Origin of the sequence: Variovorax sp. dw_308 (genome assembly GCF_019207085.1) — a bacterium.
Classification (GTDB): domain Bacteria; phylum Pseudomonadota; class Gammaproteobacteria; order Burkholderiales; family Burkholderiaceae_C; genus Variovorax.
Genome location: NZ_JAATOM010000003.1, coordinates 510,646 through 533,975 on the forward strand (window position 1 = coordinate 510,646; position 23,330 = coordinate 533,975).

At 65.1% G+C, this 23,330-nt stretch carries 23 protein-coding genes and 2 tRNA genes; 14 read left to right on the top strand and 11 right to left on the bottom strand.

The genetic code is table 11. From position 1 onward, the window contains the following. Positions 1-43: 43 nt before the first annotated feature. A complete protein-coding gene (locus HCU76_RS08845; protein WP_213955583.1) occupies positions 44-1,279 on the bottom strand; it encodes an FAD-dependent oxidoreductase in 1,236 nt (411 codons plus the stop codon). A 125-nt stretch (positions 1,280-1,404) separates the two neighbouring features. Between HCU76_RS08845 and HCU76_RS08850 the strand changes: the two genes are divergently transcribed. Beyond that, a complete protein-coding gene (locus HCU76_RS08850; protein ID WP_213955582.1) occupies positions 1,405-1,611 on the top strand; it encodes a dodecin in 207 nt (68 codons plus the stop codon). A gap of 15 nt (positions 1,612-1,626) precedes the next feature. On the opposite strand, the gene HCU76_RS08855 is transcribed toward HCU76_RS08850, so the two are convergent. Next, complete coding sequence (locus tag HCU76_RS08855) at positions 1,627-2,601, bottom strand: DUF3616 domain-containing protein (RefSeq protein WP_213955581.1); 975 nt, start codon at positions 2,599-2,601, stop codon at positions 1,627-1,629. 117 nt (positions 2,602-2,718) lie between these two features. On the opposite strand from HCU76_RS08855, the gene HCU76_RS08860 reads away from it, so the two are divergent. Beyond that, the gene (locus HCU76_RS08860; RefSeq protein WP_213955580.1) at positions 2,719-3,438 is read left to right on the top strand and encodes a hypothetical protein; all 720 of its coding nucleotides are present in this window, start codon (positions 2,719-2,721) and stop codon (positions 3,436-3,438) included. Positions 3,439-3,471: 33 nt separating this feature from the next. On the opposite strand, the gene HCU76_RS08865 is transcribed toward HCU76_RS08860, so the two are convergent. From HCU76_RS08865 to polA, 4 genes are all read right to left on the bottom strand, one after another. Then, on the bottom strand, positions 3,472-3,687 hold the full coding sequence (locus HCU76_RS08865; RefSeq protein ID WP_213955579.1) for a hypothetical protein: 216 nt from the start codon (positions 3,685-3,687) through the stop codon (positions 3,472-3,474). Between the two features lie 54 nt (positions 3,688-3,741). Next, positions 3,742-4,665, bottom strand: coding sequence for a ZIP family metal transporter (locus tag HCU76_RS08870; RefSeq protein ID WP_213955578.1), 924 nt, complete (start codon positions 4,663-4,665; stop codon positions 3,742-3,744). A 74-nt stretch (positions 4,666-4,739) separates the two neighbouring features. Then, positions 4,740-5,636, bottom strand: a complete 897-nt coding sequence (locus tag HCU76_RS08875) for a dienelactone hydrolase family protein (protein WP_213955577.1) — start codon at positions 5,634-5,636, stop codon at positions 4,740-4,742. Positions 5,637-5,973: 337 nt separating this feature from the next. Further along, positions 5,974-8,769: a DNA polymerase I gene (gene polA, locus HCU76_RS08880; RefSeq protein WP_218509039.1), complete on the bottom strand. Its 2,796-nt coding sequence runs from the start codon at positions 8,767-8,769 to the stop codon at positions 5,974-5,976. A 98-nt stretch (positions 8,770-8,867) separates the two neighbouring features. Between polA and HCU76_RS08885 the strand changes: the two genes are divergently transcribed. The 3 genes from HCU76_RS08885 to HCU76_RS08895 are packed head-to-tail and all read left to right on the top strand — an operon-like array spanning position 8,868 to position 11,101. Next, positions 8,868-9,242 carry a hypothetical protein gene (locus HCU76_RS08885; protein ID WP_218509040.1) on the top strand — a complete coding sequence of 125 codons (375 nt, stop codon included), beginning with the start codon at positions 8,868-8,870 and terminating at the stop codon, positions 9,240-9,242. A 6-nt stretch (positions 9,243-9,248) separates the two neighbouring features. Continuing rightward, on the top strand, positions 9,249-10,301 hold the full coding sequence (locus tag HCU76_RS08890) for a homoserine kinase (protein ID WP_218509041.1): 1,053 nt from the start codon (positions 9,249-9,251) through the stop codon (positions 10,299-10,301). Further along, a complete protein-coding gene (locus HCU76_RS08895; protein WP_218509042.1) occupies positions 10,298-11,101 on the top strand; it encodes a BPSS1780 family membrane protein in 804 nt (267 codons plus the stop codon). Before HCU76_RS08890 ends, HCU76_RS08895 begins: the two co-directional genes overlap by 4 nt. A gap of 33 nt (positions 11,102-11,134) precedes the next feature. On the opposite strand, the gene HCU76_RS08900 is transcribed toward HCU76_RS08895, so the two are convergent. Continuing rightward, positions 11,135-13,549 carry a UvrD-helicase domain-containing protein gene (locus HCU76_RS08900; RefSeq protein WP_256354085.1) on the bottom strand — a complete coding sequence of 805 codons (2,415 nt, stop codon included), beginning with the start codon at positions 13,547-13,549 and terminating at the stop codon, positions 11,135-11,137. Between the two features lie 235 nt (positions 13,550-13,784). Here HCU76_RS08900 and HCU76_RS08905 point away from each other — a divergent pair, with 235 nt between their 5' ends. Then, entirely contained in the window at positions 13,785-14,762 is a 978-nt protein-coding gene (locus tag HCU76_RS08905) for a GMP reductase (RefSeq protein WP_218509044.1), read from the top strand. Here HCU76_RS08905 and HCU76_RS08910 read toward each other — a convergent pair. Beyond that, entirely contained in the window at positions 14,755-15,621 is an 867-nt protein-coding gene (locus HCU76_RS08910; RefSeq protein WP_218509045.1) for an alpha/beta hydrolase, read from the bottom strand. The two genes, HCU76_RS08905 and HCU76_RS08910, sit on opposite strands and share 8 nt — an antisense overlap. 85 nt (positions 15,622-15,706) lie before the next feature. On the opposite strand from HCU76_RS08910, the gene HCU76_RS08915 reads away from it, so the two are divergent. Continuing rightward, positions 15,707-15,782 (top strand) — tRNA-Ala (locus HCU76_RS08915). 114 nt (positions 15,783-15,896) lie between these two features. Here the strand turns inward: HCU76_RS08915 and HCU76_RS08920 are convergent. Beyond that, positions 15,897-16,859 (bottom strand): LysR family transcriptional regulator, encoded by a 963-nt coding sequence (locus HCU76_RS08920; RefSeq protein ID WP_218509046.1) that lies wholly within the window; start codon positions 16,857-16,859, stop codon positions 15,897-15,899. Between the two features lie 173 nt (positions 16,860-17,032). On the opposite strand from HCU76_RS08920, the gene HCU76_RS08925 reads away from it, so the two are divergent. The 5 genes from HCU76_RS08925 (at position 17,033) to HCU76_RS08945 (ending at position 20,637) form a co-directional block, all read left to right on the top strand. After that, entirely contained in the window at positions 17,033-17,710 is a 678-nt protein-coding gene (locus HCU76_RS08925; RefSeq protein ID WP_218509047.1) for a polysaccharide deacetylase family protein, read from the top strand. 1 nt (position 17,711) lies between these two features. Continuing rightward, positions 17,712-18,176 (top strand): cupin domain-containing protein, encoded by a 465-nt coding sequence (locus HCU76_RS08930; RefSeq protein ID WP_218509048.1) that lies wholly within the window; start codon positions 17,712-17,714, stop codon positions 18,174-18,176. A gap of 80 nt (positions 18,177-18,256) precedes the next feature. Then, positions 18,257-18,574, top strand: coding sequence for an NIPSNAP family protein (locus HCU76_RS08935; protein WP_213955566.1), 318 nt, complete (start codon positions 18,257-18,259; stop codon positions 18,572-18,574). Between the two features lie 27 nt (positions 18,575-18,601). Further along, a complete protein-coding gene (locus tag HCU76_RS08940; protein ID WP_213955565.1) occupies positions 18,602-19,480 on the top strand; it encodes a fumarylacetoacetate hydrolase family protein in 879 nt (292 codons plus the stop codon). Between the two features lie 227 nt (positions 19,481-19,707). Beyond that, positions 19,708-20,637: a tripartite tricarboxylate transporter substrate binding protein gene (locus HCU76_RS08945; protein WP_218509049.1), complete on the top strand. Its 930-nt coding sequence runs from the start codon at positions 19,708-19,710 to the stop codon at positions 20,635-20,637. A gap of 169 nt (positions 20,638-20,806) precedes the next feature. Here the strand turns inward: HCU76_RS08945 and HCU76_RS08950 are convergent, their stop codons facing one another. After that, on the bottom strand, positions 20,807-21,514 hold the full coding sequence (locus HCU76_RS08950) for an SDR family NAD(P)-dependent oxidoreductase (protein WP_213955563.1): 708 nt from the start codon (positions 21,512-21,514) through the stop codon (positions 20,807-20,809). 254 nt (positions 21,515-21,768) lie between these two features. Between HCU76_RS08950 and HCU76_RS08955 the strand changes: the two genes are divergently transcribed. Both HCU76_RS08955 and HCU76_RS08960 read left to right on the top strand, forming a co-directional pair. Continuing rightward, positions 21,769-21,844, top strand: a tRNA-Lys gene (locus HCU76_RS08955). Positions 21,845-22,482: 638 nt separating this feature from the next. Beyond that, entirely contained in the window at positions 22,483-22,806 is a 324-nt protein-coding gene (locus HCU76_RS08960; RefSeq protein ID WP_213955562.1) for a cell envelope biogenesis protein TolA, read from the top strand. A 189-nt stretch (positions 22,807-22,995) separates the two neighbouring features. On the opposite strand, the gene HCU76_RS08965 is transcribed toward HCU76_RS08960, so the two are convergent. Next, positions 22,996-23,220 (bottom strand): hypothetical protein, encoded by a 225-nt coding sequence (locus HCU76_RS08965; RefSeq protein WP_213955561.1) that lies wholly within the window; start codon positions 23,218-23,220, stop codon positions 22,996-22,998. Between the last annotated feature and the right edge of the window lie 110 nt (positions 23,221-23,330).

Sequence of the window (23,330 nt, forward strand, 5' to 3'; positions counted from 1 at the left end):
GCGCCGGCCGGAATCGCACGGCATTACGAGGCGAGGACGCGAACTATCCCTTCCGCACGTGTTCCGGCCGCACGCCGATCCCGACCGCATAAGCCGGAATGCCCTGCAGGATCGGATAGCGCTGCGCGAGACGCAAGATCCACGGCACGGTGAATCGCTTGCCCTTTTCCGCGGCACCCTCCAGCACCGGCGCGAGCACGCGGTTCTGCACGGCCACCTGCACCGCCTGCGTCACCTTGGCCGGGAACTCGCGCCGTTCCTGGACCTGTGCCAGCAAGGTCGTGACGGCGTCGGCGTCCTTGTCGGGGTCGGCCAGCACGTCGCGCAGGATGTTGGCGGTGGCCACCGCGTCCTGCACCGCGAGGTTGATGCCCACGCCGCCCACCGGCGACATCGCATGTGCCGCATCGCCGATGCACAGCAGCCCCGGCTTCCACCATTTCTCCAGCCGGTCGACCGTCACGCTCAGCAGCTTCACATCGTCCCAGCTGCCGATCTGGTCCACGCGGTCCGCAAACGGCGGGACGATCGCGGCAACCTCCTTGCGGAAATTCTCGATCCCGCGCGCCTGCAGCGCCGCGATGCCGCCCTTCGCAATGACATAGGCGCACTGCCAGTAACTGGTGCGATCGATGGTCGCCATGAAGTGGCCCGCGTCGATGTAGCCGCCCGAGCCGTCCGGGTCGTCGGGGTGCTTGGGCAGGCGCATCCACAACACGTCGATCGGCGCACCGATGTCGCGCACCGTCAGTCCCGCCGCGCCGCGCAGCACCGAGCGGCGCCCATCGGCCGCCACCACCAGGTCGCAGTCGATCTGCGATGGCCCCTCCGCCGTGACGACCTTGACACCCACGACGCGTCCATCGCGCTCGACGAGCCCGATGGCCTCGGTGTTCAGCATCAGGCGGAACGCCGGGTAATGCTCGCTTTCGTCGCGGATGAAATCCAGGAAGTCCCATTGCGGCATCAATGCGATGAACTTGCAGTGTGTCGCCAAGTGCGAGAAGTCGGCCAGCCCCACCGTCTGCCCCGAGATGTGCGCGCGCAACTGATGCGCCTCGTCATGCGGCCGGGCCAGGAAGCGGTCGAGCAAGCCCAGTTCGGCCATCACGTCGAGCGTGGACGGATGTACCGTGTCACCGCGAAAGTCGCGCAGGAAGTCGCCGTGCTTCTCCAGCACGACCACGGGCACACCGGCGCGCGCGAGCAGGAAGCCGAGCATCATGCCGGCCGGTCCGCCGCCGACGATGCAGCAGCGCGTGGAATCGATGGGCGTCATCGGTGCAATCTCCAGCAGCCCTGCCGGATTGGGCCGCGGCGCGGCGCGCCTGTCTGTCGGCGTGCACTGACAGCCTCTTCGGTCATAAGATGCCCGTGATCAGCTTCCAACCCGACGGAGACACCATGAGCACGCACATCTACAAGCACATCGAACTCACCGGCTCGTCGCCCAACGGCAGCGACGACGCGGTGAAGAACGCCATCGCCAAGGCCAGCGAGTCGGTGCGCAACATCCAGTGGTTCGAGGTGCTCGAAACGCGCGGCCATGTGAAGGACGGCAAGGTCGCGCATTGGCAGGTGACGTTGAAGGTGGGCTTCACCCTCGAGTGATCGACAGAGCCCGACTCAGGGCTTGAAGCGCAGGCTGCGGAATGTGCGCTCGGCGGCCGGGCGGGCCTTGCATTCGACACCGCCGGTGGTCAGGCCGCCGTCGTCGCTGAGCAACTGCATCTCGCTGCTGCCGGGGATGGCGAACAGCGCCTCGGGCCGCAGGGTGCCGAGGTCCACCTGCTTCAATTGCACGGGCGCGTCCGCCGCCTGCCCAGACCAGCGAAACAGCGCAAACGTGCCCGCGTCGGCGGTCGGGCCGGCCACCAGCAGGTAGCCCGTGCTCGTCGTTTCCATGCTGCGCAGGCCGCGCTGGCCCAGCGCCAGCGTGATCGGCGCGCCCCATTCGGAGGGGCGGCCTTCCAGCACATCGAGCGGATTCAGCAGCGGCATCAGCAGCGCGTCACTGCCAATCAATGGATTGCGAAATCCCACCAGCAGCGGACCTTTCGGCGTGGCCGCCAGGCTCTCGATGTTGAAGCCGCCTTCCGCCTCCGGCGCGCGTTGGGCTGCTTGCGCCAGCCCCAGCCGCTGCCCTGCCGGCGTTGCCAGCAGGTCGGCCTGCAGCCCCGCATAAGCCTTGCCGGCCGGCCGCAGCGTGGGCTGCGTGGTCGACAGGTCGAAGTCGGTCGCGAAGAAGCGCTGGCGTGCCGGGCGCGGCTTGGCATTGCGGTTGCGCCCATGCGAGCTGATCCAGTAGATGCGATTGCCGACCGTGGCCGCGCCCTCGATGTCGGATTCCTCGTCGCCGCTCCCGAGGAATGCGGCCAATGGCAGCGTCGACACCGGCTCCGGTTGGCCGTGGCGGTAGATGCGCAGGATGTTGTCTTCGTCGCTCGCCACCACGAAGTGGTCGGGGCCCAGCGCAGAGGCGGCGGATGCATCGCAGGTGCCGCGGTAGACCTGCACCTCCTGCGTCGCCGCCGCGGCTGCAAACATGCTCGCAACGCTTGCGAGAGCGATGGAGAAGCCGCGCATCATGAAGCTCGTCATGTGCGGATGCTATGCCCCCCGCATGCCCACCGACTCCCTCGCGGAAGGGATGCCGAATCGCCCTGGCACGCGCACGCTACCGACACCATTCATCCCATGTTGACGGGCGGCAGTGTCATGTCTCGAAAAAAGGTCCTCTGGGTCGTCCACTATGACGATGTGCATGGCTTCCTGGAGAGCGCGCAGCAATACGGCGCCACCGGCGTGGCGATCCACACCGACAACAACGTGCGCAAGGCCATCGGCGTGTTCCACGCAGCGGGCATGGCGGTGTACGGATGGGGCCGTCCCTCGGCCCTGCGGGATCCGGCCATGCAGCAAGCGCAGCAGGCGGTCACCCTGTTCGCGCACGGCCTCGACGGCTACTACGTCGGCCCCGAGGGCGCGCCTGGACAGACCACCTGCGACTGGGACCGTCCCGGCCTGGCCGACTTGGCCAGCCGCTTCTGCGAGACCGTCTGCGGCGCGGCCAACGGCCGCCCCTTCGGCGTGACCTCGCACTATCGCGCGATGGCCCGACATCCGCACCTGCCTTGGGCCGCATTCTTCGAGCATGCGACGGTGCTGCTGCCGCAGGCATGGTGGCGCGGCGGCCGGGGCAAGGTGGACCATGGCGATCCCGCCGACAACTACGCCACCTCGATCAAGCTGTGGGAGGCCGCCGGCGCCGAGCACGACCTGATCGTGCCCGTGGCCGGCCCGCTGGACAAGGTGACGGCTGCGGAAATCAACGCCTACGCCGCCAAGGCGACATCGGAAGGCGTGGAAGACCTTCACTTCTACGCAGACCAGCCCTCCGTCAAGGCCGCCGTGCGCGCCGCCGTGCGCAGGGCCTGAAGCCGCTGCGGGCTGTCGGCGGAGCGGGGCCGATCAGTCAGGCGCCTGCATCACGCGGTCGAACTCCTCGTCCATCGGGACGTTGTCGGCATCGAGTTCGCTGGCATCGGTGAGGTCGATGCCGGTTTCTTCCTCGAGTTCGTCGGCCAGGTCGTCGTCCGACGCCTCCAGGCCATCGCCAAGCATGGGAACGTCAGGTGCGCCCGGAGGCGGCTTGACGGTACGGCGGGTGGATGGGGCCCTGCTCATGTTCGTGCTCCTTGGATTTCCTCTCAGACCCCCAATGGTGCGCCTGATTTGGGTTCAAAGGGTCAACAGCCGTTGAAATACGCTGGCATTCGATGCCGTCGGGCGAGACGCCGCGTGCGCCGCGCCATGGTCATGCCCGTGGCCGGGCTCATGCCCATGCCCGCCGTGCGCCAGCCGGCTCACGCCTGTGACAAGGACGATGCCGAGCGCCAGCCAGGCGATCTGCGCCACGGTCTGGCGCGTGGTCAGGCGTTTCTGCAATTGCGGGATCAGGTCGGCCAGCGCCACGTAGATGAAGCTGCTGCTGGCCAGCACCAGGAAGTACGGCAGCAGGCCGTGCAGCGAGTCGACCAGCGCCCAGCCGACCAGCCCGCCAAGAGCGGTCATGGTGCCGGCCAGCGACACCTTCACCAGTGCGGCACGCGGGTTGGCCGAGGTCTGGCGAAGCACCACCAGGTCGCCGATGTGATGCGGCACCTCGTGCGCCAGCACGGCCAGCGCGGCCACCATGCCCAGGCGCAGGTCCGCGATGAACGCCGAGGCGATCAGCACGCCGTCGCCGAAACAATGCACGCTGTCGCCGGTCAGCACGGCCCAGCTGCCGGAACGCGGCGCGTCATCGTGGTGGTGATGATGGTGCGCGTGGCCATGGTCGTGGCCCTGATGCGCGTCGTCGTGGTCATGGTGGTGTTCATGCCCGTGATGCCACAACTCCGCCTTGTCGAGCAGGAAGAAAACCACCAGCCCGAACAGCAGCATCGCGAACAGCGTGGCCGGCTCCAGGCCGCTTTCGAAGGCCTCGGGCAACAGGTGCATGAAGGCCGTGGCCAGCAGCGCCCCGGCCGCCAGGCTCAGCAGGTATTGCGCGCCTTGCGCGCTGTCGTTGCGCTGCACGCCCAGGCGCAGCAGCAGGGCCGCGATCCAGACGCTGCCGATGCCGGCAATCAGGGTAGCGACGAGGATGGCTATCAGGTTCATGGGTAAAACAAAAGCCGCCCCGAAGGACGGCTCGTATGCGCTCAGCGCGAATGCCGTGGTGGCGATTGTCGTCGTCAGCCCACGCCGTTGGCCGTGAACCACTCCAGCGCGCGCCGCCAGCCATCATTGGCCGCGCTCTTCACGTAGCTGGGGCGGTAGTCGGCATGGAAGGCGTGACCCGCTTCCGCGTACACGACGAGCTGCGAGGCCCTGGCAGCAGGCGTACCGATCGCCAGGACCGATTTCATCTTATCAATCGTGTCAAGCGGAATGCCTTGGTCCTGGCCGCCGTAGAGACCCAGCACCGGCGCCTGCAACATCGCGCCGACGTCGACCGGTTGCCGGGGTGTGAGCGCGCTCGCCTGTCCCACCAACCGGCCATACCAGGCTACGCCAGCCTTGACCTTGCCCGTGGCCGCATACAGCCACACGATGCGCCCACCCCAGCAGAACCCGGTGATGCCGGCCTTGGCCACGTTGCCGCCATTCGCGCCCGCGAAGTCGAGTGCGCCATCCAGGTCGGCCAGCACTTGCGCATCCGGCACCTTCGACACGATCTCGCCCATGAGCTTCGAGGTGTCGGCGAACTTGCGCGGATCCCCTTGGCGCGCATAGAGCTCCGGCGCGATCGCGAGAAAGCCCTGGTGCGCGAAGCGGCGGCAGGTGTCGGCGATGTAGTCGGTCACGCCGAACGCCTCCTGGACCACGAGGATCACCGGCAGGTCCGCCTTGCCGGCGGGCATGGCCATGTAGGCCGGCACGTCGAAGCCATTCACCGCGTACCTCACCGGCCCGGCTTTCAGGCCTTCGCCTGTCGTGTTGACCACGGTCTGCGCCGCGATCGGCAGCGTCGCCGCCGCATAGCCCACGCCGATCGCGATCTTGAGCGCGGTGCGGCGCGACGCGCCCGCCGCGCTGGAATCGCCGGGGTGCAGGGAATCGAATTCGTTCTTCAGGTCTGGGTGGAGCATCGACATTCCTTTGGCGTGGAATCACCGAGCCGATGAGAAAAAACAGGCGCTGTGACGGAAAGCGGCGCACGCCCCCGCGTGGTGAAGGAATGCACCTACTTCAGTCGTTGCAACGCGGATCGAAAAGCGGACAGCCGAACGCAGAAGGAAGTCAAAAATACGCAAAAGTCGCAAAAGTCGCAAAAGTCGCAAAAGTCGCAAAAGTCGCAAAAGAGAGATTCAAGAATTTTCTTGGTCTTCCCTTTGCGACTTCTGCGAAACCTTTGCGACTTCTGCGTTCGGCTGCCCGATCCCGCATCCGCGACGTCCTATCCCAAGGCCGTCCGCACGAAGGCGTTCAGTGCGCCTTGTCCCAGTTAGGCCCGAAGCCGATCTCGGCCAGCAGCGGCACCTTCAGCGCGGCCACGCCGGCCATGATGCGCGGGATCTCGGTGCGCACCCAGTCGGCTTCGGTCTCGGGCACTTCGAAAACCAGTTCGTCGTGCACCTGCATGATCATCTTCGTTCCGCGCTGCTCGGCATCGAGCACGCGCTGCACCTCGACCATGCTGAGCTTGATGAGGTCGGCCGCCGTGCCCTGCATCGGCGCGTTGATGGCCGCGCGCTCCGCGCCGCCGCGGCGCGGGCCATTGGGTGAATTGATCTCCGGCAGGTAGAGGCGGCGCCCGAACACGGTCTCGACATAGCCCTTCTCCTTGGCCAGCGCCTTGGTCTCGTCCATGTAGACCTTCACGCCCGGATAGCGCTGGAAGTAGCGGTCGATATACGCTGCCGCAGCCTTGGTCTCGATGCCGAGGTTGCGCGCGAGTCCGAAGCTGCTCATGCCGTAGATGAGGCCGAAGTTGATCACCTTCGCATAGCGCCGCTGCTCGCTCGACACCTGGTCCGGCGTGCTGCCGAACACCTCCGCCGCGGTCGCGCGGTGCACGTCGATTCCCTCGGTGAAGGCGCGCAGCAGCGACGCGTCGTCGCTCAGGTGCGCCATGATGCGCAGCTCGATCTGCGAATAGTCGGCGCTCGCGATCACGCTGCCCGCCGGCGCCACGAAGGCCTCGCGCACGCGCCGGCCTTCCGGCGTGCGGATCGGGATGTTCTGCAGGTTGGGATCGTTGCTGCTCAACCGCCCCGTCACCGCCACCGCCTGCGCGTAGTGCGTGTGCACGCGGCCGCTGCGCGGGTTCGCGAGCTGGCCGAGCTTGTCGGTGTAGGTGCCCTTGAGCTTCGACAGGCCGCGGTGCTCGAGGATCTTGGCCGGCAGCGGATAGTCCTCCGCCAGCTTTTCCAGCACCTCTTCATCCGTGCTCGGCGCGCCGCTCGGTGTCTTCTTGATCACCGGCAGGCCGAGCTTGTTGAAGAAGATGTCGCCGATCTGCTTCGGCGAGCCGAGGTTGAAGGGCTGCCCCGCGATCTCGTAGGCCTCCTGTTCCAGCGCCATGATGCGCGTGCCCAGCTCGTGGCTTTGCGCCGAGAGCTGCGCCGCGTCGATCAGCACACCGTTGCGTTCGATGCGATACAACGCCTCGCTGCTCTGCATCTCCAGCTGGTAGATGAAGTTCAGTTTCTCGTCGGCCTGCAACCGGGGCCAGAGCGCGAGGTGAACGTCGAGCGTCTGGTCGCTGTCCTCGCACGAATATTCCGCTGCCTTGTCGATCGACACCTGGTTGAACGAGATCTGGTGAGCGCCCTTGCCGCAAAGGTCTTCGTAGTCGATGCCGCTGCGGCCCAGGTGGCGCTCGGCCAGGCTGGCCAGGCCATGCGGCTTGTGCACTTCGAGCACATAGCTCTGCAACATGGTGTCGTGTGCATAGCCCTGCACCTCGATGCCGTGGTTCGCGAACACATGGCGGTCGTACTTGACGTGCTGACCGAGCTTCTTCCTCGCGCCGTTCTCAAGCCAGGGCTTGAGCCTGGCGAGCACCTCGTCGCGCGGCAACTGCGCGGGCGCATCGGGGTAGTCGTGGCTCACCGGCACATAGGCCGCCTCGCCCGGCTTCACGCTGAAGCTGACGCCGACGATCTCGGCGCGACTCTCGTCGAGCGAGGTGGTCTCGGTATCGATCGCGACCAGTTCTGCCGCCTCGATCTTCGCCAGCCAGGCGTCGAACAGCTCCCACGTCGTGACGGTGTCGTAGGACAGGTTGCTGACCTTCTCGGCCGCCGCCATCGCCGGCTCGTCGAACAGGCCGGGGTTGGGATCGGCGCTCTTCTGACCCTTGTTGCTTTCCTCGATGAGCTCCGGCGGAACGGCATGCGTTTCAAGCGTCTTCACGAGGCTCTTGAAACCGTATTTCTCGTAGAAGGTCTTGAGCTCCTCGACCTGCTGCGCACCGGGCACCAGCGCGTCGAGCGCAGGCAGGCCGGCCACGTGTTCCGCCAGGTCGCAGTCGGTGCGGATCGTCACGAGGCGCTTGCCCTGCGGCAACCAGTCCAGCGCCTTGCGCAGGTTCTCGCCGGCCTGCCCCTTGACCTCTGCCGCCCGCGCGATCAGTCCGTCGAGCGAGCCGTATTCCAGCAGCCATTTGGCGGCAGTCTTGGGCCCGACCTTCTCCACCCCCGGCACGTTGTCGACCGAATCGCCCACCAGCGTCTGGTAGTCGATCATCAGCTTGGGCGGCACGCCGAATTCCGCCGTCACGCCCGCCACGTCGCGCTTCTTGCCGTTCATCGTGTCGATGATGGTGATGTGCTCGTCGACCAGCTGGCTCATGTCCTTGTCGCCGCTCGACACGATGACTTCAACGCCCTGGTCGGCGGCGGTGCGCGCCAGCGTGCCGATCACGTCGTCGGCCTCCACGCCCGGCACCACCATCACCGGCCAGCCGAGCAGCCGCACCACCTCGTAGATCGGCGGCACCTGGCTGCGCAGGTCGTCGGGCATCGGTGAGCGGTTGGCCTTGTAGTCGCCATACCAGTCGTCGCGAAAAGTCTTGCCCGGCGCATCGAAGACGCAGGCGGCATAGTCGGCCCGCACTTCGCGGCGCAGCGCCTGGGTCATGTTGATCATCCCGCGGATCGCGCCGGTGGCGGGGCTGGTCGCGTCGCCGGGCACGGCGCGCAGGTCCGGCATGGCGTGGAAGGCACGGTAAAGGTAGCTCGATCCGTCGACGAGCAGCAGCGTTTTCTTGTCGGTCATCGGGCCATTTTGCCCCGCGCCGAAAGCGCCTCCGACGGGCGCCCGCCGCTGGCACCTTCTTACAACGCGGGCATGTGCAGCGGCCTACAATCCCGCTCATGCGCCGACTCCATTTGCTGCCCGTTCGCCATACCCTTGCGGTATTCGCCTGTGTATTGCCGCTGGCAGCCGTCCATGCCCAGACGCCACAGCCGGCGCCTGCGCAAGCCGCGCCGCAGGTGCCGCCCGTCCCCGAGGGCGCGTCGGGCCGGCAGAACCAGAAGATCGAGAACATCCACGTCGAAGACGGCAACGCCACGGTCGACGAGGTTCGCTACGGCGGCCAGACCCAGAGCATCACCGTCAAGCCCAAGGGCACCGCTCCCGAGTACGAGGTGCTGCCAGGCACCGGCGCCCGCGCGCAGCAGAACCAGCCTGGCCAATCCGACGCCGGGGGCAATGGCCCGCGGGTCTGGAACGTCTTCAAGTTCTGAGCGTCCGTGGCTGTCTTCACGGAAGTCGCGCCGGATGAAGCGCGCGCGTTGCTGCAACGCCTGGACCTCGGTGAACTGCGCGAGTTGCGCGGCATCCAGGGCGGTATCGAGAACACCAACTACTTCGCCACCACCGACCGTGGCGAATACGTGCTGACGCTGTTCGAGCGGCTGCACTGCGACCAGCTCCCCTACTACCTCTGCCTGATGCAGCACTTGGCGGAGCGCGGCATTCCGGTGCCCGCGCCGGCCGCCGATCCGGCCATCCATCTCGCGCCGATGGGCCATGCGCTGGAGCGCGCCGCCAACGCGCCTTGCGAACTGCTGCACACGGTGCAGGGCAAGCCGGCCGCCGTGGTGCAGAAGCTGGCCGGCCACAGCGAGCTCCAGCCGACTGCAGCGCATTGCACCGAGTTGGGCCGCCTGCTGGCCCGCATGCACATCGCCGCGCGCGACTTCCCGCGCATCCAGCCCAACCTGCGCGGGCTGCCCTGGTGGAACGAAACCACCCCGGTCGTGCTGCCCTATCTCGATGCGCCGCAGGCGTCATTGCTGCAAGGCGAACTGGCCTACCAGAACCATGTGGCCGAGTCCTCCGCCTACCTCGCCCTGCCGCGCGGCCCGATCCATGCCGACCTGTTCCGCGACAACGCCATGTTCTCCGTGGACGAGGACGGCAAGCCGCGCCTGACCGGCGTGTTCGACCTCTACTTCGCCGGCACCGACACCTGGCTGTTCGACCTTGCCGTGTGCCTGAACGACTGGGCCATCGACCTGCCCACCGGCGCGCCCGACGAAGACCGCTCCGCCGCCCTGCTCGACGCCTACTGCGCCGTGCGCCCCCTGAACCCGTCCGAACGCAAGCTGCTGCCCGCCATGCTGCGCGCCGCCGCGCTGCGCTTCTGGATCTCGCGCCTGTGGGACTTCCACCTGCCGCGTGAAGCCAGCATGCTCAAGCCGCACGACCCGACGCACTTCGAGCGTGTCCTGCGCCAGCGTGTCCGGCAACTGGACGCCCCGCTGCACGTGCGGCCCGCATTGCAAACCGCCCGCCCATGAAACTCCACCTCGTACCAGCCCGCGCAGGAGTCGAATGGGTCCGGCTCGGCCTGCGCACCTTCTGGCGGCAGCCGCTGGCTTTCATCTCGCTGTTCTTCGCCTTGATGGCGCTGATCTCGATCGTCGCGCAAGTGCCGTTCCTCGGCGGCTTCCTGCCTTTCCTGTTCGTGCCGGTGCTGACGCTGGGCATGATGGTCGCGGCGTCGGTAGCGAGCAACGCCGAGACGCCAAAGCCCGTCGGTGCCGCCATGTTCTCCGCGGCCATCCAGGCCTTTCGCCTGCGGTGGCGACCGATGATGGTGCTGGGCGTCATCTCCGCCCTGTATTTCGCAGTGGTGGTCGGATTTTCCGCGCTGATCGACGGCGGACTGGTTGCAGGCGCCTACCTGTTCAACAGCAGCGTCGCGCCGGAGGTCATGGCCGGCCGCCGGTTCCAGCTGGCGCAGCTGTTCGTGATGTGCCTGAACCTGCCGCTGTCGCTGGCCATGTGGCATGCGCCAGGGCTCGTGCACTGGCACGGCGTCGAGCCGGTCAAGAGCCTTTTCTTCAGCCTGGTGGCGCTGTTTCGCAACTTCAGCGCGTATGCGATGTTCCTGTTGTCGTGGTTCGGCGTGTGCATGCTCGCGGCCGTCGGCTTCGCGCTGATCGCCACGCTGCTGGTCGGCGTCGGCGCGCTGGCGCTGGGGGACGCGGCATCGGTGCTCGGCGGCGCGCTCATGATCGCCTGCGCCCTGTCGCTGGCGGCGATGCCGCTCAGTTCCACCTGGTTCAGTTTCCGCGATACCTTCGACGCGGACTGAATCTACCGGCCAGGGTCGCGGCCGGCGCGCCGCTCACACCGGCGTCAGCTTGGCCACCGACAGCGCCAGCCACTTGATGCCGTGCCGCGAGAACTTGATCTGCGCGCGCGCATCGTCTCCACTGCCTTCGAGCGCCACGACCGTGCCTTCGCCGAACTTGTTGTGGAACACCTGCTGGCTGATACGCAGGCCGTGCGCCGGTGCGGCCTTCTGGACCGGCACCGCGCCGCTGCCGTAGGTTTCGGGTGCGCGACTGCCACTGCCGTAGCCTGACCCCGCTCCGAACCGGCTGCCGTAGCTTCCGCCACCCGCGCGTCCCGCGCTCGACGTACCGCCGCCAAACTGGCCAAAGCCCTGGTTCTTCGGCGTCAGCCACTTGAGCGCGCTCTCGGGCAACTCCTCGAAGAACCGGCTCTTGAGGTTGTAGCGCGTCTGGCCGTGCAGCATGCGTGTCTGCGAATGGCTCAGGTACAGGCGCTTGCGTGCGCGCGTGATCGCGACGTACATCAGGCGGCGCTCTTCCTCGAGGCTGTCGCGGTCGCTCATCGAGTTCTCGTGCGGGAACAGGCCCTCTTCCATGCCGGTGATGAACACGCAGTCGAACTCCAGGCCCTTGGCGGCGTGCACCGTCATGAGTTGCACGGCATCCTGTCCGGCCTTGGCCTGGTTGTCGCCGGACTCGAGCGCCGCATGCGTGAGGAAGGCGGCCAGCGGGCTCAGGGTTTCGCCGGTGTCCGCGTCGGGCGCAAGATCTGCCAGCGGGATGTCCAGCAGCGGCCGGCTGGAGTCGATGCCCTGGCTCGCGGCGCTCTGGCGCAACTCGTCGACCGGCAGCGCAACCGCGTCGCGGCCAAAGCCTTCCTGCGTGACGAAGCTCTCGGCGGCGTTCACCAGTTCGTCCAGGTTCTCCAGGCGGTCGGCGCCTTCGCGGTCGGCCTTGTAGTGCTCCACCAGCCCGCTGTGGTCGAGCACGAGCTCGATGATCTCCCGCAGCGATATGCCCTGCGTCTGCTCGCGCAACACATCGATCTTCGCGACGAAGGCCGACAGGTTCGAGCCGGCCTTGCCGCCGAGCAAGCCCACCGCATCGTGCAGCGACTGCCCCCGCGCCCGCGCCGCGTCCTGCAACTGCTCGATGCTTCGCGCGCCGATGCCGCGCGGCGGAAAGTTGACGACGCGCAGGAAGCTCGTGTCATCGTCCTTGTTTTCCAGCAGCCGCAGGTAGGCCAGCGCATGCTTGATTTCCGCGCGCTCGAAGAAACGCAGGCCGCCGTACACGCGGTACGGCACCGACGCATTGAACAGCGCGGTCTCAATGACCCGGCTCTGCGCGTTGCTGCGATAGAGCACGGCCATTTCGCTGCGGTCGATGCCATCCCGCACCAGTTGCCGAATCTCGTCGACCATCCACTGGGCCTCGGCGAAATCGCTGGTCGATTCATACACGCGCACCGGCTCGCCCGGCCCCTGCTCGGTGCGCAGGTTCTTGCCGAGCCGCTTGGTGTTGTGTCCGATCAGCTCATTCGCCGAATCGAGGATGTTGCTGTAGCTGCGGTAGTTCTGCTCCAGCTTGATCTGCTGCTGCACATGGAACTCGCGCACGAAGTCGGCCATGTTGCCGACGCGCGCGCCGCGGAAGGCATAGATGCTCTGGTCGTCGTCGCCCACCGCGATCACGCTGTTGCCGCCCGGCCGGAACGTGCCCTCGATGGTCGCACCCGAGAGCATCTTGATCCAGGCGTACTGCAGCCGGTTCGTGTCCTGGAACTCGTCGATCAGGATGTGGCGAAAGCGGCGCTGGTAGTGCTCGCGAATGGGATCGTTGTCGCGCAGCAGTTCGTAGCTGCGCAGCATGAGTTCGCCGAAGTCGACCACGCCCTCACGCTGGCATTGTTCTTCGTAGAGTTGATACAGCTCGATCTTCTTGCGATCGTCTTCGCTGCGCGCCTCGACGTCGCGCGGACGCAGCCCGTCCTCCTTCGCACCGGCGATGAACCATTGCGTCTGCTTGGCCGGAAAGCGCTCGTCGTCGACGTTGAATTGCTTCATCAGCCGCTTGATGGCCGAGAGCTGGTCCTGCGTGTCGAGGATCTGGAAGGTCGAGGGCAAGCCGGCCAGTTTCCAGTGCGCGCGCAGGAAGCGGTTGCACAGCCCGTGGAAGGTGCCGATCCACATGCCGCGCACATTGACCGGAAGCATCGCCGACAGCCGCGTCATCATTTCCTTCGCGGCCTTGTTGGTGAAGGTCACGGCCAGGATGCCGCCCGGCGACACCTGTCCTGTCTGCAGCAGCCACGCGATGCGCGTGGTCAGGACGCGGGTCTTGCCCGAGCCGGCGCCGGCCAGGATCAGCGCGTTGCCGGCGGGCAAGGTGACTGCGGCCAGTTGCTCCGGATTGAGGTTCTGGAGCAGGGGCGAGCCAGTCTGTGGCGCAAGATCGATGAGCATCCGTCGATTGTAGGAAGCGCGCCCGCCCCGGTCGCCGCGCATCTGCGCGACGTATAGGGTGTATACGAACAGGCTTTGGCCGGACGCCGCCGCGAGGGCGTAGAATCAGACACCGGGCCCAAGTTTCTTGCGCCCGGTTTTTTGTGGGCGTCCCTCGCGGGGCGTCGCAAAAGCCGGCCGGACCAAGCGCTCATTCGTTCGTTCAAACGATCCTCTCAAGGAGCCTTGGTTCATCATGGAAATCTTCGACTACGACAACATCCTCCTGCTCCCGCGCAAGTGCCGCGTGGAAAGCCGTTCCGAGTGCGACGCCAGCGTCGAACTGGGCGGCCGCAGCTTCCGCATTCCGGTCGTACCCGCCAACATGAAGACGGTGGTCGACGAGACCATCTGCCTCTGGCTCGCGCAAAACGGCTACTTCTACGTGATGCACCGCTTCGACCTCGACAACGTCAAGTTCGTCGAGGACATGCAGGGCAAGGGCGTGTTCGCCTCGATCTCGCTCGGCGTGAAGAAGGCCGACTACGAGACGGTCGACAAGTTCGTCGCCAAGGGCCTGGTGCCCGAATACATCACCATCGACATCGCGCACGGCCATGCCGACAGCGTGAAGAACATGATCGGCTACCTCAAGGAGAAGCTGCCGAAGTCCTTCGTCATCGCCGGCAACGTCGGCACGCCTGAAGCCGTGATCGACCTGGAAAACTGGGGCGCCGACGCGACCAAGGTCGGCATCGGCCCGGGCAAGGTCTGCATCACCAAGCTCAAGACCGGCTTCGGCACCGGCGGCTGGCAACTCAGCGCGCTGAAGTGGTGCGCCCGTGTCGCCACCAAGCCGATCATTGCCGACGGCGGCATCCGCGACCACGGCGACATTGCCAAGAGCATCCGCTTCGGTGCGTCGATGGTGATGATCGGCTCGCTGTTCGCGGGCCATGAGGAATCGCCTGGCAAGACGGTCGAGGTGGACGGCGTGCTGTTCAAGGAATACTACGGCTCGGCCAGCGACTTCAACAAGGGCGAGTACAAGCACGTCGAAGGCAAGCGCATCCTCGAGCCGATCAAGGGCAAGCTGGCCAACACGCTGGTCGAGATGGAGCAGGACGTGCAAAGCTCCATCAGCTACGCCGGCGGCAAGAAGTTGATGGACATCCGCAAGGTCAACTACGTCACCCTGGGCGGCGACAACGCCGGCGAACACCTGCTCATGTAGCCGAAAGCAGCTCCATCGCGAGCCGATGGAGCCTGTGGCCCGGCTCGGCCAGCGCATCGACGATGCTGAAGTGGTCGAGCCCGGATAACACCTCGCACACCGGCACGGCGTGCGAGCCCCAGGCCTCGCGGATCAGCATGTTGTGGCGCAGGAATTCCTCGCTCTCGCTGCCGCCGACCACGCTGTAGAGCTGGCCGATCGCAGGTGCCTGCCACAAGGCGGGACTGGCGCGGCGGACGTCTTCTTCGGTCAGGCGCAGTGCGCCCTGCAACGAGGGCGTGTGCATCAGCGGTCGCAGGTCATACAGCCCCGACAAGGACAGCGCATTGCGCACCGTGCCGGGCGGCAGCCCGAGCGCATCCCAATGGCAGGCCAGCAACATCGCCGCCAGATGCCCGCCGGCCGAGTGACCGGCGACCGTGATGCGTGCCGGATCGCCGCCGAACTGCGCGATGTGCCGTGAAGTCCAGGCGAGCGCCTTGACCATCTGCAACGCGATGTCGGGAATGGTGAGGGGCTGTTCGACGGTGCCGGGGCAAAGGGCGTAGTTGGTCACGACCACGCAGGCGCCGCGCTTGGTGAACGCCGGCGCAATGAACGAGTGGTCGCTCTTGTCGAGCGAACGCCAGTAGCCGCCGTGGATGAAAACCATCACCGGGGCGCCCTTCTTGGCGGCACGGAACACATCGAGCGTCTCGTTCACGCCGCTGCCGTAGGCCAGGTCGATACCGTCCGGTTGCGCAGCCCGCACGCTCGCCGATTTTTCCGCCCACTGGGCGAAATACGCGGGGTGTTCGGGCACGCGCGCCCGGTTGTTGTACATGCGGTCGAGCCAGTCCGGATCGTCGTACGGCACCATGCGTCATTCCTTGTGCGAGCAGTGAGGACATGATCTTTGCACGCGCGCAAACTTCCCGTGAATCGCGCTACACTCGCACCGCGTTGGGGGGGTAGCTCAGCTGGGAGAGCGCCGCGTTCGCAATGCGGAGGTCGTGAGTTCGATCCTCATCCTCTCCACCAACGAATCGAGTGTCCTACGGAAGCACGTTCTGCCATCGGCAGGACGACCGTGGGACACGCCGATGGCACCCATCGGCAAACGGACCGGCCACACCGGCCGCACGTCAATCCAGGTCAACTCGCAGTCCTCGCCTTCCTGCCCGATCGCTGCGACGTCAACTTTGCGGTTGCACCCAGCGCACCCTCCACCTCCTCTCGCAGGAAGGCTGTAAAGCCCCGCACCAGCGGCCGGATCATGTGGCGATGCGGCAGGACCGCGTAGATCGTCTTGGCGCGGAGGGGATGTTGCGGCAGCACCTCGACAAGCGTGCGCTTCGCCAGGCCTTCCGCGACATGAAAGCGATAGAAGTTGCCGATGCCCGCACCCGCAATGCACGCGCTCCTTAGCGCGTCGCCGTTGTCCGACAGAAGCACTGCGTTTGGCCGCATCGACTGCCACTCCTTGCCGGATCGCAAGTGCCACGTCTCGGCCACCTCAGAAAAGCGTGGACACAAGCAGCGGTGTTGTTCAAGGTCGGCCAATGACAGCGGCGTGCCATGCGCTTTCAGGTATGCCGGCGACGCACACAGCACTTGAGGGCCTTCGGCGAGGACGACTTGCGCCTGCTTCGTAGGCAGTTCATCCCCGATGAAGATGGCGAGATCCACCCGCTCGCGGACCAGGTCGGGAACATCGCTGCTCACGACAAGGTCCACCGTGGCGCCGGGATGTTGCTCAAGGAACCTGGGCAATCCGGGCGCCAGCACAGCGGAGGCAAAAGACGGCGGCGCGGTCACGCGCAAGTGACCTCCGGCTGCCTGCTCGCCAGCGATGCCGGCGACCGCGCCCTCGAGCTGTTCGAGGATGTCCACGCACCGCGCATAGAACGCCTCGCCAGCGTCGGTGACGCTGATGCGCCGCGTTGTCCGGTGGACCAGTGCTGCGCCCGTTGCACGCTCAAGAAGCTGCAGATGCTTGGTGACCGACGACGGCGCCATGCGCAGCTGACGAGCGGCAGTCGAGAAGCTGTTCGCATTCACGACCGCAACGAAGCATCGCAGCGAGAGCACGCTCGCCTGATTCAGGAAGTCGGGCATGGTGTGGCATTCCTCTCGTTCTGGAAAAAGTATCTTCTTTAGTTTCCGTATTGTGCATAAATGCCCGACTGTTGATCATCAGCACCAGGTTCAACAACAGTTCTGGAGACACAGGTGGCAAGACCCCCCGAAGCATGTGACCCGGTCGACCAGCGGACGGCAACGGAGCGCCAATGAGCCGGCCGATCACGCTCACCTTCGACAACGGGCCGACCACAGCGGTCACGCCTCACGTCCTCGATGTGCTGGCACGCTACGGCATCCGGACAACCTTCTTCGTGCTCGGCCAGAACCTGATGTCCAGGGAAACCATGGCGCTGGCGCAACGAGCTGCTGAACAAGGCCACTGGATCGGCAATCACACGTACACCCACGATGTACCTCTTGGCGAGACGACCGACCCCGACGCGCCCCTCAAGGAAATCGGCCGCACCCAAGACCTGATCGGTCGCCTTGCCCACCCCGACAGGCTGTTCCGCCCGTTCGGCGGCGGCGGCGTGCTTGGAACGCATTTGCTCAGTCCGGAAGCATTCGAGCTTCTGAAGACGAATCGCTACACGTGCGTGTTCTGGAATTCCATCCCACGCGATTGGGAAGACCCGGACGGCTGGGTCGAAACGGCTCTTGCGCAAGCGCGCCGACTGGAATGGGCGCTCACGGTTTTGCACGACTACGAGACCGGCGCGATGCGAAACCTCGAGGCCTATCTTGACAAGGCCCTCGCGGAAGGATTCACCTTCCGGCAGGAGTTTCCGCCTGACTGCGTACCGATGGTGCGCGGCCGCTCGGTGCTTCCAATGGAAGCGTTCATTGCCGCTTCCAGAACGACCCTTTCCCCACAGGAGACATAGCATGCAAGCAGAGCACTTCAAGAGCGGCGGACTCATCGTCACGCCAGAGGAAGCGACCGCGATCAAGCCATTCGGACTCGACATGCAGGTGCTGCTCAGCAGCGAAGACACCGGCGGGACGATCTCCGTGATCATGGCGTGCCACAGGCCGGGCGAAGGACCGCCGGACCATCTGCACTTCACGCAGGAGGAGTGCTTCTTCATCGTGGAAGGCACCTACGAACTGACGGTAGGCGACGTCACGCGCACCGTGGGTCCGGGCAGCATCGTCTACCTGCCGCGAGGTGTCGTGCACCGCTTCAAGAACGCGGGCACCACCACGGCCCGCATGCTCGACTGGAGCGTACCGGGCGGACAGGACCGCTACTTCAAGGAGATCTCGGCGCTTGCCGGGCCAGGCTTCTCCGGCGAGAAGGTGGCGGAGATCAGCAAGAGGCACGACACCAACTTCCCCGCGCCGCACTGAGCAACCCCGCGTTTGCCCGGCATCCGGTACAGGCATTCCTGCCCCGGCTGGGCAGGCGCACGTCCAAAAAGGAGACCGCCATGATCGTTGAGCAACGGACCTACCGCGTCAAGGCCGGCACTGTCCGCGACTACCTGCGCACCTATGAGCACGAAGGCGGCCTTGGGTTGCAGCGAAAGTATCTCGGCCGACTCGTCGGCTACTTCAACACGGAGATCGGCCCCTTGAACGAGATCGTTCATCTCTGGGCCTACGACGACCTGAACGACCGCGAGCAGCGCCGTGCGGCCTTGTCTGCAGATCCGAAGTGGCAGGAATACGCGCCAAGGATCTTCCAGTACATCGAGACGCAGGAAACCAGGATTCTCAAACCGGCGCCATTCAGCCCGACCTACTAAACACCTCTTGTCCCACCGGAAATAACCATGCGATTTGTGACCTACACGACCCAGGCTGCGAAGTCCCCGCGCCTTGCGCTCCGTACTGCCTCGGGCCTGCGCGCCCTGAGCGAAAGCCAAGCCCATCGCCACCCCCAGGATCTGAAAGCGTTGATCGAGCAAGGCCCCGCAGCCATGCGCGCAGCGGCGATCGCCATCGAGCAAGAGGGTCAGCCGCTGGACGAAGCGGGCATCGAGTACCTTCCGCCCGTACCGAGCCCCACGAAGATCATCTGCGTCGGCCTGAACTACCTGGACCACACCAAGGAAAGCAAGTTCGAACAGCCGTCGTACCCGACGCTGTTCCTGCGCGTGGCGTCGAGCTTCGTGGGCCACGACGAGCCCATCGAGCGACCGCAGTGCTCGCAGCAATTCGACTATGAAGGGGAACTCGTCGCCTTCATCGGCAAGGGCGGCAGGCACATCGACAAGGCGTCTGCGCTGGACCATGTCGCGGGCTACTCCGTGTCCAACGAAGGCTCCGTGCGGGACTACCAGTTCAAGTCTCCGCAATGGACGATCGGCAAGAACTTCGACCGCTCGGGATCGATCGGACCGGAGTTCGTCTCGGCTGACGAGCTTCCCGCAGGTGGCGCCGGCCTGAAGATCGAGACGCGTGTGAACGGCGAGACGGTGCAGTCCGCCAACACATCGGAGATGGTCTTCGACACGGCAACAGTCGTCTCTCTCGTCAGCGAGGCGATGGCACTGGAACCCGGCGATGTCATCGTGATGGGCACACCCTCCGGCGTCGGGCTTGCCAGGACGCCCCAGCTCTTCCTGTTCGACGGCGACGTGGTTGAGGTGGAGGTCGAGAGTGTCGGGTTGCTGCGCAACCGCGTCATTGACGAGGTGAAGCAAAGGTGACTGCGCCGCTTCGCGTCAACGTCCTCGTGGGCGGCCGATCCGTCCAGGTGAAGCCTGCGCCGCGCATTGCCAGGGCACGGACAACGACGGTGCCCAGCTCCTTGCGGAACGCTGCGAGGCATTCGACAAGGGGATCCGCCCGTTCCACTCGCAACTCGATAGAAGCCCACAAAGGAGACAAGATGACCACCGCTTCCCTCATTCGCAAACTTCTCACCGCTACCTCGGTGGCAGCCGCCTGCGCAGGCGCATCGGCACAGGCGACGTGGCCGACCAAACCCATCAAGATCGTCATTGGCCTGCCTGCCGGACTGGCCGCGGACGTCATTGCACGCATGTACGGCGAAAAGCTCTCCAAGGCCCTCGGACAGCCGATCGTCGTCGACAACAGGCCAGGAGCGACCGGCAACATCGCGCAAGACGCGGTGGCCAAGGCGCCCGCGGATGGCTACACGCTGCTCTACGCCGTTTCAAATTCGTTTGTCAGCAACCCCTATGCCTTCAGCAAACTCCCGTTCGACGTCAACAAGGACTTCGTTCCCGTGGCCCAGACGGTACGCAATGGCCTCTACCTCGTGGTCAACAAGGACTTCCCTGCCAAGACCTTGCCCGAGGCGATGAAGCTGGCTCGCGCCGCCCCCGGAAAGTACAGCTACGCATCCTATGGGTTGGGAGGCTTTCCGCATCTGGTCATGGAATTTGTGCTCAACCAGGAAAAGGTGGACATGGTCCACGCTCCCTACAAAGGCGGGGCGCTGACGGATGTCGTCGGCGGCGTGGTGCCCATGGTGTGGGAACCTGCTGCGAACGCGATTCCCTTCATGAAGGAAGGGCGCGTGCGGGCCTTGGCCGTCTGGGGCTATGGCAAACGCAACGCTGCAACGCCCGACGTCCCGAACATCGCCGAGCTCGTCCCCGGCGCCGACGTCGCGAGCTTCCAAGGGTTCTGGGCACCCGCCGGGACGCCAAGAGACATCGTCATGCGACTGAACCAGGAAGTCTCCAAGTCGAGCCGCGATCCCGAACTGATCGAGAAGCTGAAACTGGCCTACGCCGAACCTGTCACGTCCACACCGGATGAGATGGCTGCGGAGGTCAAGAAGGAGTCCATTCGCTGGAGCCAGTTGATCAAGGAAAAGAACATACGTCTCGATTGATGCGCACGGTATCAAGGCTGACGCCTCGCACGCTCTTTTGTCAGGATCGTTGATCGACTGAACAAAAACAGGCGCACGCCTTCGCAATCTGGAGGACGTGCGTTCGATCCTCATCTTCTCCTGCAACGAATCAAGAAGGCCTCGGCATCTGCCTGGGCCTTTGCTTCTGTCAGTCCAGCAGCAGGTGCTGCCCATGCAGCGCCGCCGCACCCGCCGACGCAAGGTACGCGATGGTTTGCGCGGCGACTGCGGTGGACACCCAATCGGCAGGATTGGCGTCAGGCATCGCCTGCCGATTGGCCGGGGTGTCCAGGATCGTGGGCGCGATGCTATTGACGCGAATCCCGTGCGGCTTCAGTTCCACGGCCGACGCTTCCACCAGGCGCTGCAGCGCGCTCTTGGATGCCACATAGGCGGACATCGCGGCCAGGCCACGCGAGGCGGACCCGGCAGAGACCGCGACCACGCAACCACTCTTGCGTTCGATCATGGCCGGCACGAAAGCCTGGCTCACCGCGACGAAGGACCAGGCGTTGAGGTTCATCATCCGGTCCCAGCTCGCACGCTCCAGCGCCTGCACCGGCGCGCCCATCTCGAAGCCACCCGCCACGTGCACCAGGGTATCGACGTGCCGGAACGACTCTAGAACCTTCGCCGAAGTCTCATGCATCGATGGCGCAGAGGTCACGTCGCAGGCCATCAGCAAGTGCCGTGAATTGTCGAGTCCGGGAAAGGCATCGGCGAGCTTGTCGGCGTGGTGATCGAGCAAGGCAACGCGCGCACCCATGCTGAGGAACTGTTGTGCGACTGCGCGGCCAAGCGCGCCTGCGGCGCCGGTCAACACGACATGCGCGGGAGTGGAAGTAGGCTCGGTCATGGAGGCGTCCTTGAGGTGTAGCGGTGAAAGCGCGGGAAGGTGGGATGAGGCGCGCATCCTAGCGCCGCGCCCTGTCGCGACGAGGCAGGATGGATGCGCATGTCTGAAAGTTGCGAAGCGAGTCCGCGAGACACCGAACCTCTCCAAAAACCATGCTATACTAGCGGGCTTGGATGAACAGGATGTTGTTCTTGAACCGGATGCCGGCAATAGACACTTCCCACCCAATCCTGATCACAGCAATGTGAACTCAGGGGCTCTTAGCTCAGTTGGTAGAGCAGCGGACTCTTAATCCGTAGGTCGAGTGTTCGAGTCACTCAGGGCCCACCACCAACACTCGCGTCAGCGTTGAAAAGCCTGCTATCTCATCGGTAGCAGGCTTTTTTCATTGCCGAGCCTTCTGCGTAGTTCGGGTGCAATCGTGTCACGCCACCTTGGCTCCAGCGTCAACTGCCCGATGTTGGCGTGCGGCGGGCTCAGGTCGACCGGTTCGGCTGGCGCCGCTGCGCCGCCGCCGAAGGCTTGGGCCGCGTGCCCGGGCAATTGCCGCGTCCGCTCCATGATTGGGATGCAACTCGAACTGCGTGGCAAGTTCGGCCGGAGTCTCGTCTTCACACAAAGTGGCCACCGCCGCCTGAGCCTTTAACGCCGGCGTGTGCTTGCGGCGGGTGCGCCGCGCCGATTTCTCGACCATCGAAACTCCTGTCGCGACCTTCCTCGGCCCGGCATCAAGCCCGGCGTTTCACTTAGAGCGCCGTTCAGATTCGCGGCGCCGCTTCTCACCGAGGAATTAACCGTGCGTTGCAATTGGCAGAGGGCAGAGGTAAAAAGTAGGCAGGATGCAGGCGGGGTTACTTCAAAGTTGCCGTGTTGAAACACTGTCAACGCACATTGAAGATCGCTCGTTGTCGGCATACCTCTCTGTTGATCAAGAGGTTCTTAAAACCAACTTCCGAAGGACATTTTTCATGAGCAAGTTTCTCGCCGTCATGATCGCCGGCCTTTTCGCAGCAGGTGCGTATGCCCAGAACCCTTCCGGCACCTCGGATGAGCAAGGCAACGCCACCAACAGCAAGTCGCAGCAACGCGCTGAGGCCAAGAAAAACTCGAAGGCCCAAGGTCAGGTGAAGGCTCCGGCCGGGGACATTGCCAAGACCCCTGAAGGCGGTGCAATCGGCACAGACAAGGCTGCAACCAGTGGCGAAGCGCGCGCCGAAACCCGCGACACGCGCCGCACCAACAAGGATGGCACCAAGAAGCGCCGTTCAACTCAGGGCGGCACGCCGAAGTAACGTCATTTCGCGGGCAGCCCCGGGCTGCCTTCGGCCGAAGCCAACGACGACACAGTCGGCGAATTGTGCGCGGATGGCAGGCTTTCACGGGACCTCTATTCCTCAGAGCCCGGCTTTAATCTTGCGCTGGACTCCTTTACCCGCTTCGGCGGGTATTTTTTGGCGTGGCGCGCCGAGGCCATTGCCGCCCTACCGCCTCGGAAAGCGCTTGATCATGCTGCGCCCCAGCGATGTGATCGAAGCGACCACCGCTGGCGGTTGGTCGAAGCCGTCGAGCGTTCGCACCGGCTTTGGAATGGACGCCTTGACGTGCCCGGCAAGGGCGAGCACGCGCACCGAATCCACATCCCTGCCATGCGTGACGGCAACGGGAAGCTTTTGATCAGCCAGGCGATGCAAAAGGTTGAGGGGCACGGCGCCAGTATGCTGGCGAAAACAATGTTTCCTTGTCTAAACTTGATTCAACTGATCATGCTTGAGGGCCATTTCATTGAACTTGTTAACCAAAGACCACGGATACGAAC

Excerpts from the sequence above, each read along its gene's own strand:
- HCU76_RS08845 (WP_213955583.1), bottom strand. The coding sequence starts at position 1,279 with ATGACGCCCATCGATTCCACGCGCTGCTGCATCGTCGGCGGCGGACCG.
- HCU76_RS08850 (WP_213955582.1), top strand. The coding sequence starts at position 1,405 with ATGAGCACGCACATCTACAAGCACATCGAACTCACCGGCTCGTCGCCC.
- HCU76_RS08855 (WP_213955581.1), bottom strand. The coding sequence starts at position 2,601 with ATGACGAGCTTCATGATGCGCGGCTTCTCCATCGCTCTCGCAAGCGTT.
- HCU76_RS08860 (WP_213955580.1), top strand. The coding sequence starts at position 2,719 with ATGTCTCGAAAAAAGGTCCTCTGGGTCGTCCACTATGACGATGTGCAT.
- HCU76_RS08865 (WP_213955579.1), bottom strand. The coding sequence starts at position 3,687 with ATGAGCAGGGCCCCATCCACCCGCCGTACCGTCAAGCCGCCTCCGGGC.
- HCU76_RS08870 (WP_213955578.1), bottom strand. The coding sequence starts at position 4,665 with ATGAACCTGATAGCCATCCTCGTCGCTACCCTGATTGCCGGCATCGGC.
- HCU76_RS08875 (WP_213955577.1), bottom strand. The coding sequence starts at position 5,636 with ATGCTCCACCCAGACCTGAAGAACGAATTCGATTCCCTGCACCCCGGC.
- polA (WP_218509039.1), bottom strand. The coding sequence starts at position 8,769 with ATGACCGACAAGAAAACGCTGCTGCTCGTCGACGGATCGAGCTACCTT.
- HCU76_RS08885 (WP_218509040.1), top strand. The coding sequence starts at position 8,868 with ATGCGCCGACTCCATTTGCTGCCCGTTCGCCATACCCTTGCGGTATTC.
- HCU76_RS08895 (WP_218509042.1), top strand. The coding sequence starts at position 10,298 with ATGAAACTCCACCTCGTACCAGCCCGCGCAGGAGTCGAATGGGTCCGG.
- HCU76_RS08900 (WP_256354085.1), bottom strand. The coding sequence starts at position 13,549 with ATGCTCATCGATCTTGCGCCACAGACTGGCTCGCCCCTGCTCCAGAAC.
- HCU76_RS08905 (WP_218509044.1), top strand. The coding sequence starts at position 13,785 with ATGGAAATCTTCGACTACGACAACATCCTCCTGCTCCCGCGCAAGTGC.
- HCU76_RS08910 (WP_218509045.1), bottom strand. The coding sequence starts at position 15,621 with ATGGTGCCGTACGACGATCCGGACTGGCTCGACCGCATGTACAACAAC.
- HCU76_RS08920 (WP_218509046.1), bottom strand. The coding sequence starts at position 16,859 with ATGCCCGACTTCCTGAATCAGGCGAGCGTGCTCTCGCTGCGATGCTTC.
- HCU76_RS08925 (WP_218509047.1), top strand. The coding sequence starts at position 17,033 with ATGAGCCGGCCGATCACGCTCACCTTCGACAACGGGCCGACCACAGCG.
- HCU76_RS08930 (WP_218509048.1), top strand. The coding sequence starts at position 17,712 with ATGCAAGCAGAGCACTTCAAGAGCGGCGGACTCATCGTCACGCCAGAG.
- HCU76_RS08935 (WP_213955566.1), top strand. The coding sequence starts at position 18,257 with ATGATCGTTGAGCAACGGACCTACCGCGTCAAGGCCGGCACTGTCCGC.
- HCU76_RS08940 (WP_213955565.1), top strand. The coding sequence starts at position 18,602 with ATGCGATTTGTGACCTACACGACCCAGGCTGCGAAGTCCCCGCGCCTT.
- HCU76_RS08950 (WP_213955563.1), bottom strand. The coding sequence starts at position 21,514 with ATGACCGAGCCTACTTCCACTCCCGCGCATGTCGTGTTGACCGGCGCC.
- HCU76_RS08960 (WP_213955562.1), top strand. The coding sequence starts at position 22,483 with ATGAGCAAGTTTCTCGCCGTCATGATCGCCGGCCTTTTCGCAGCAGGT.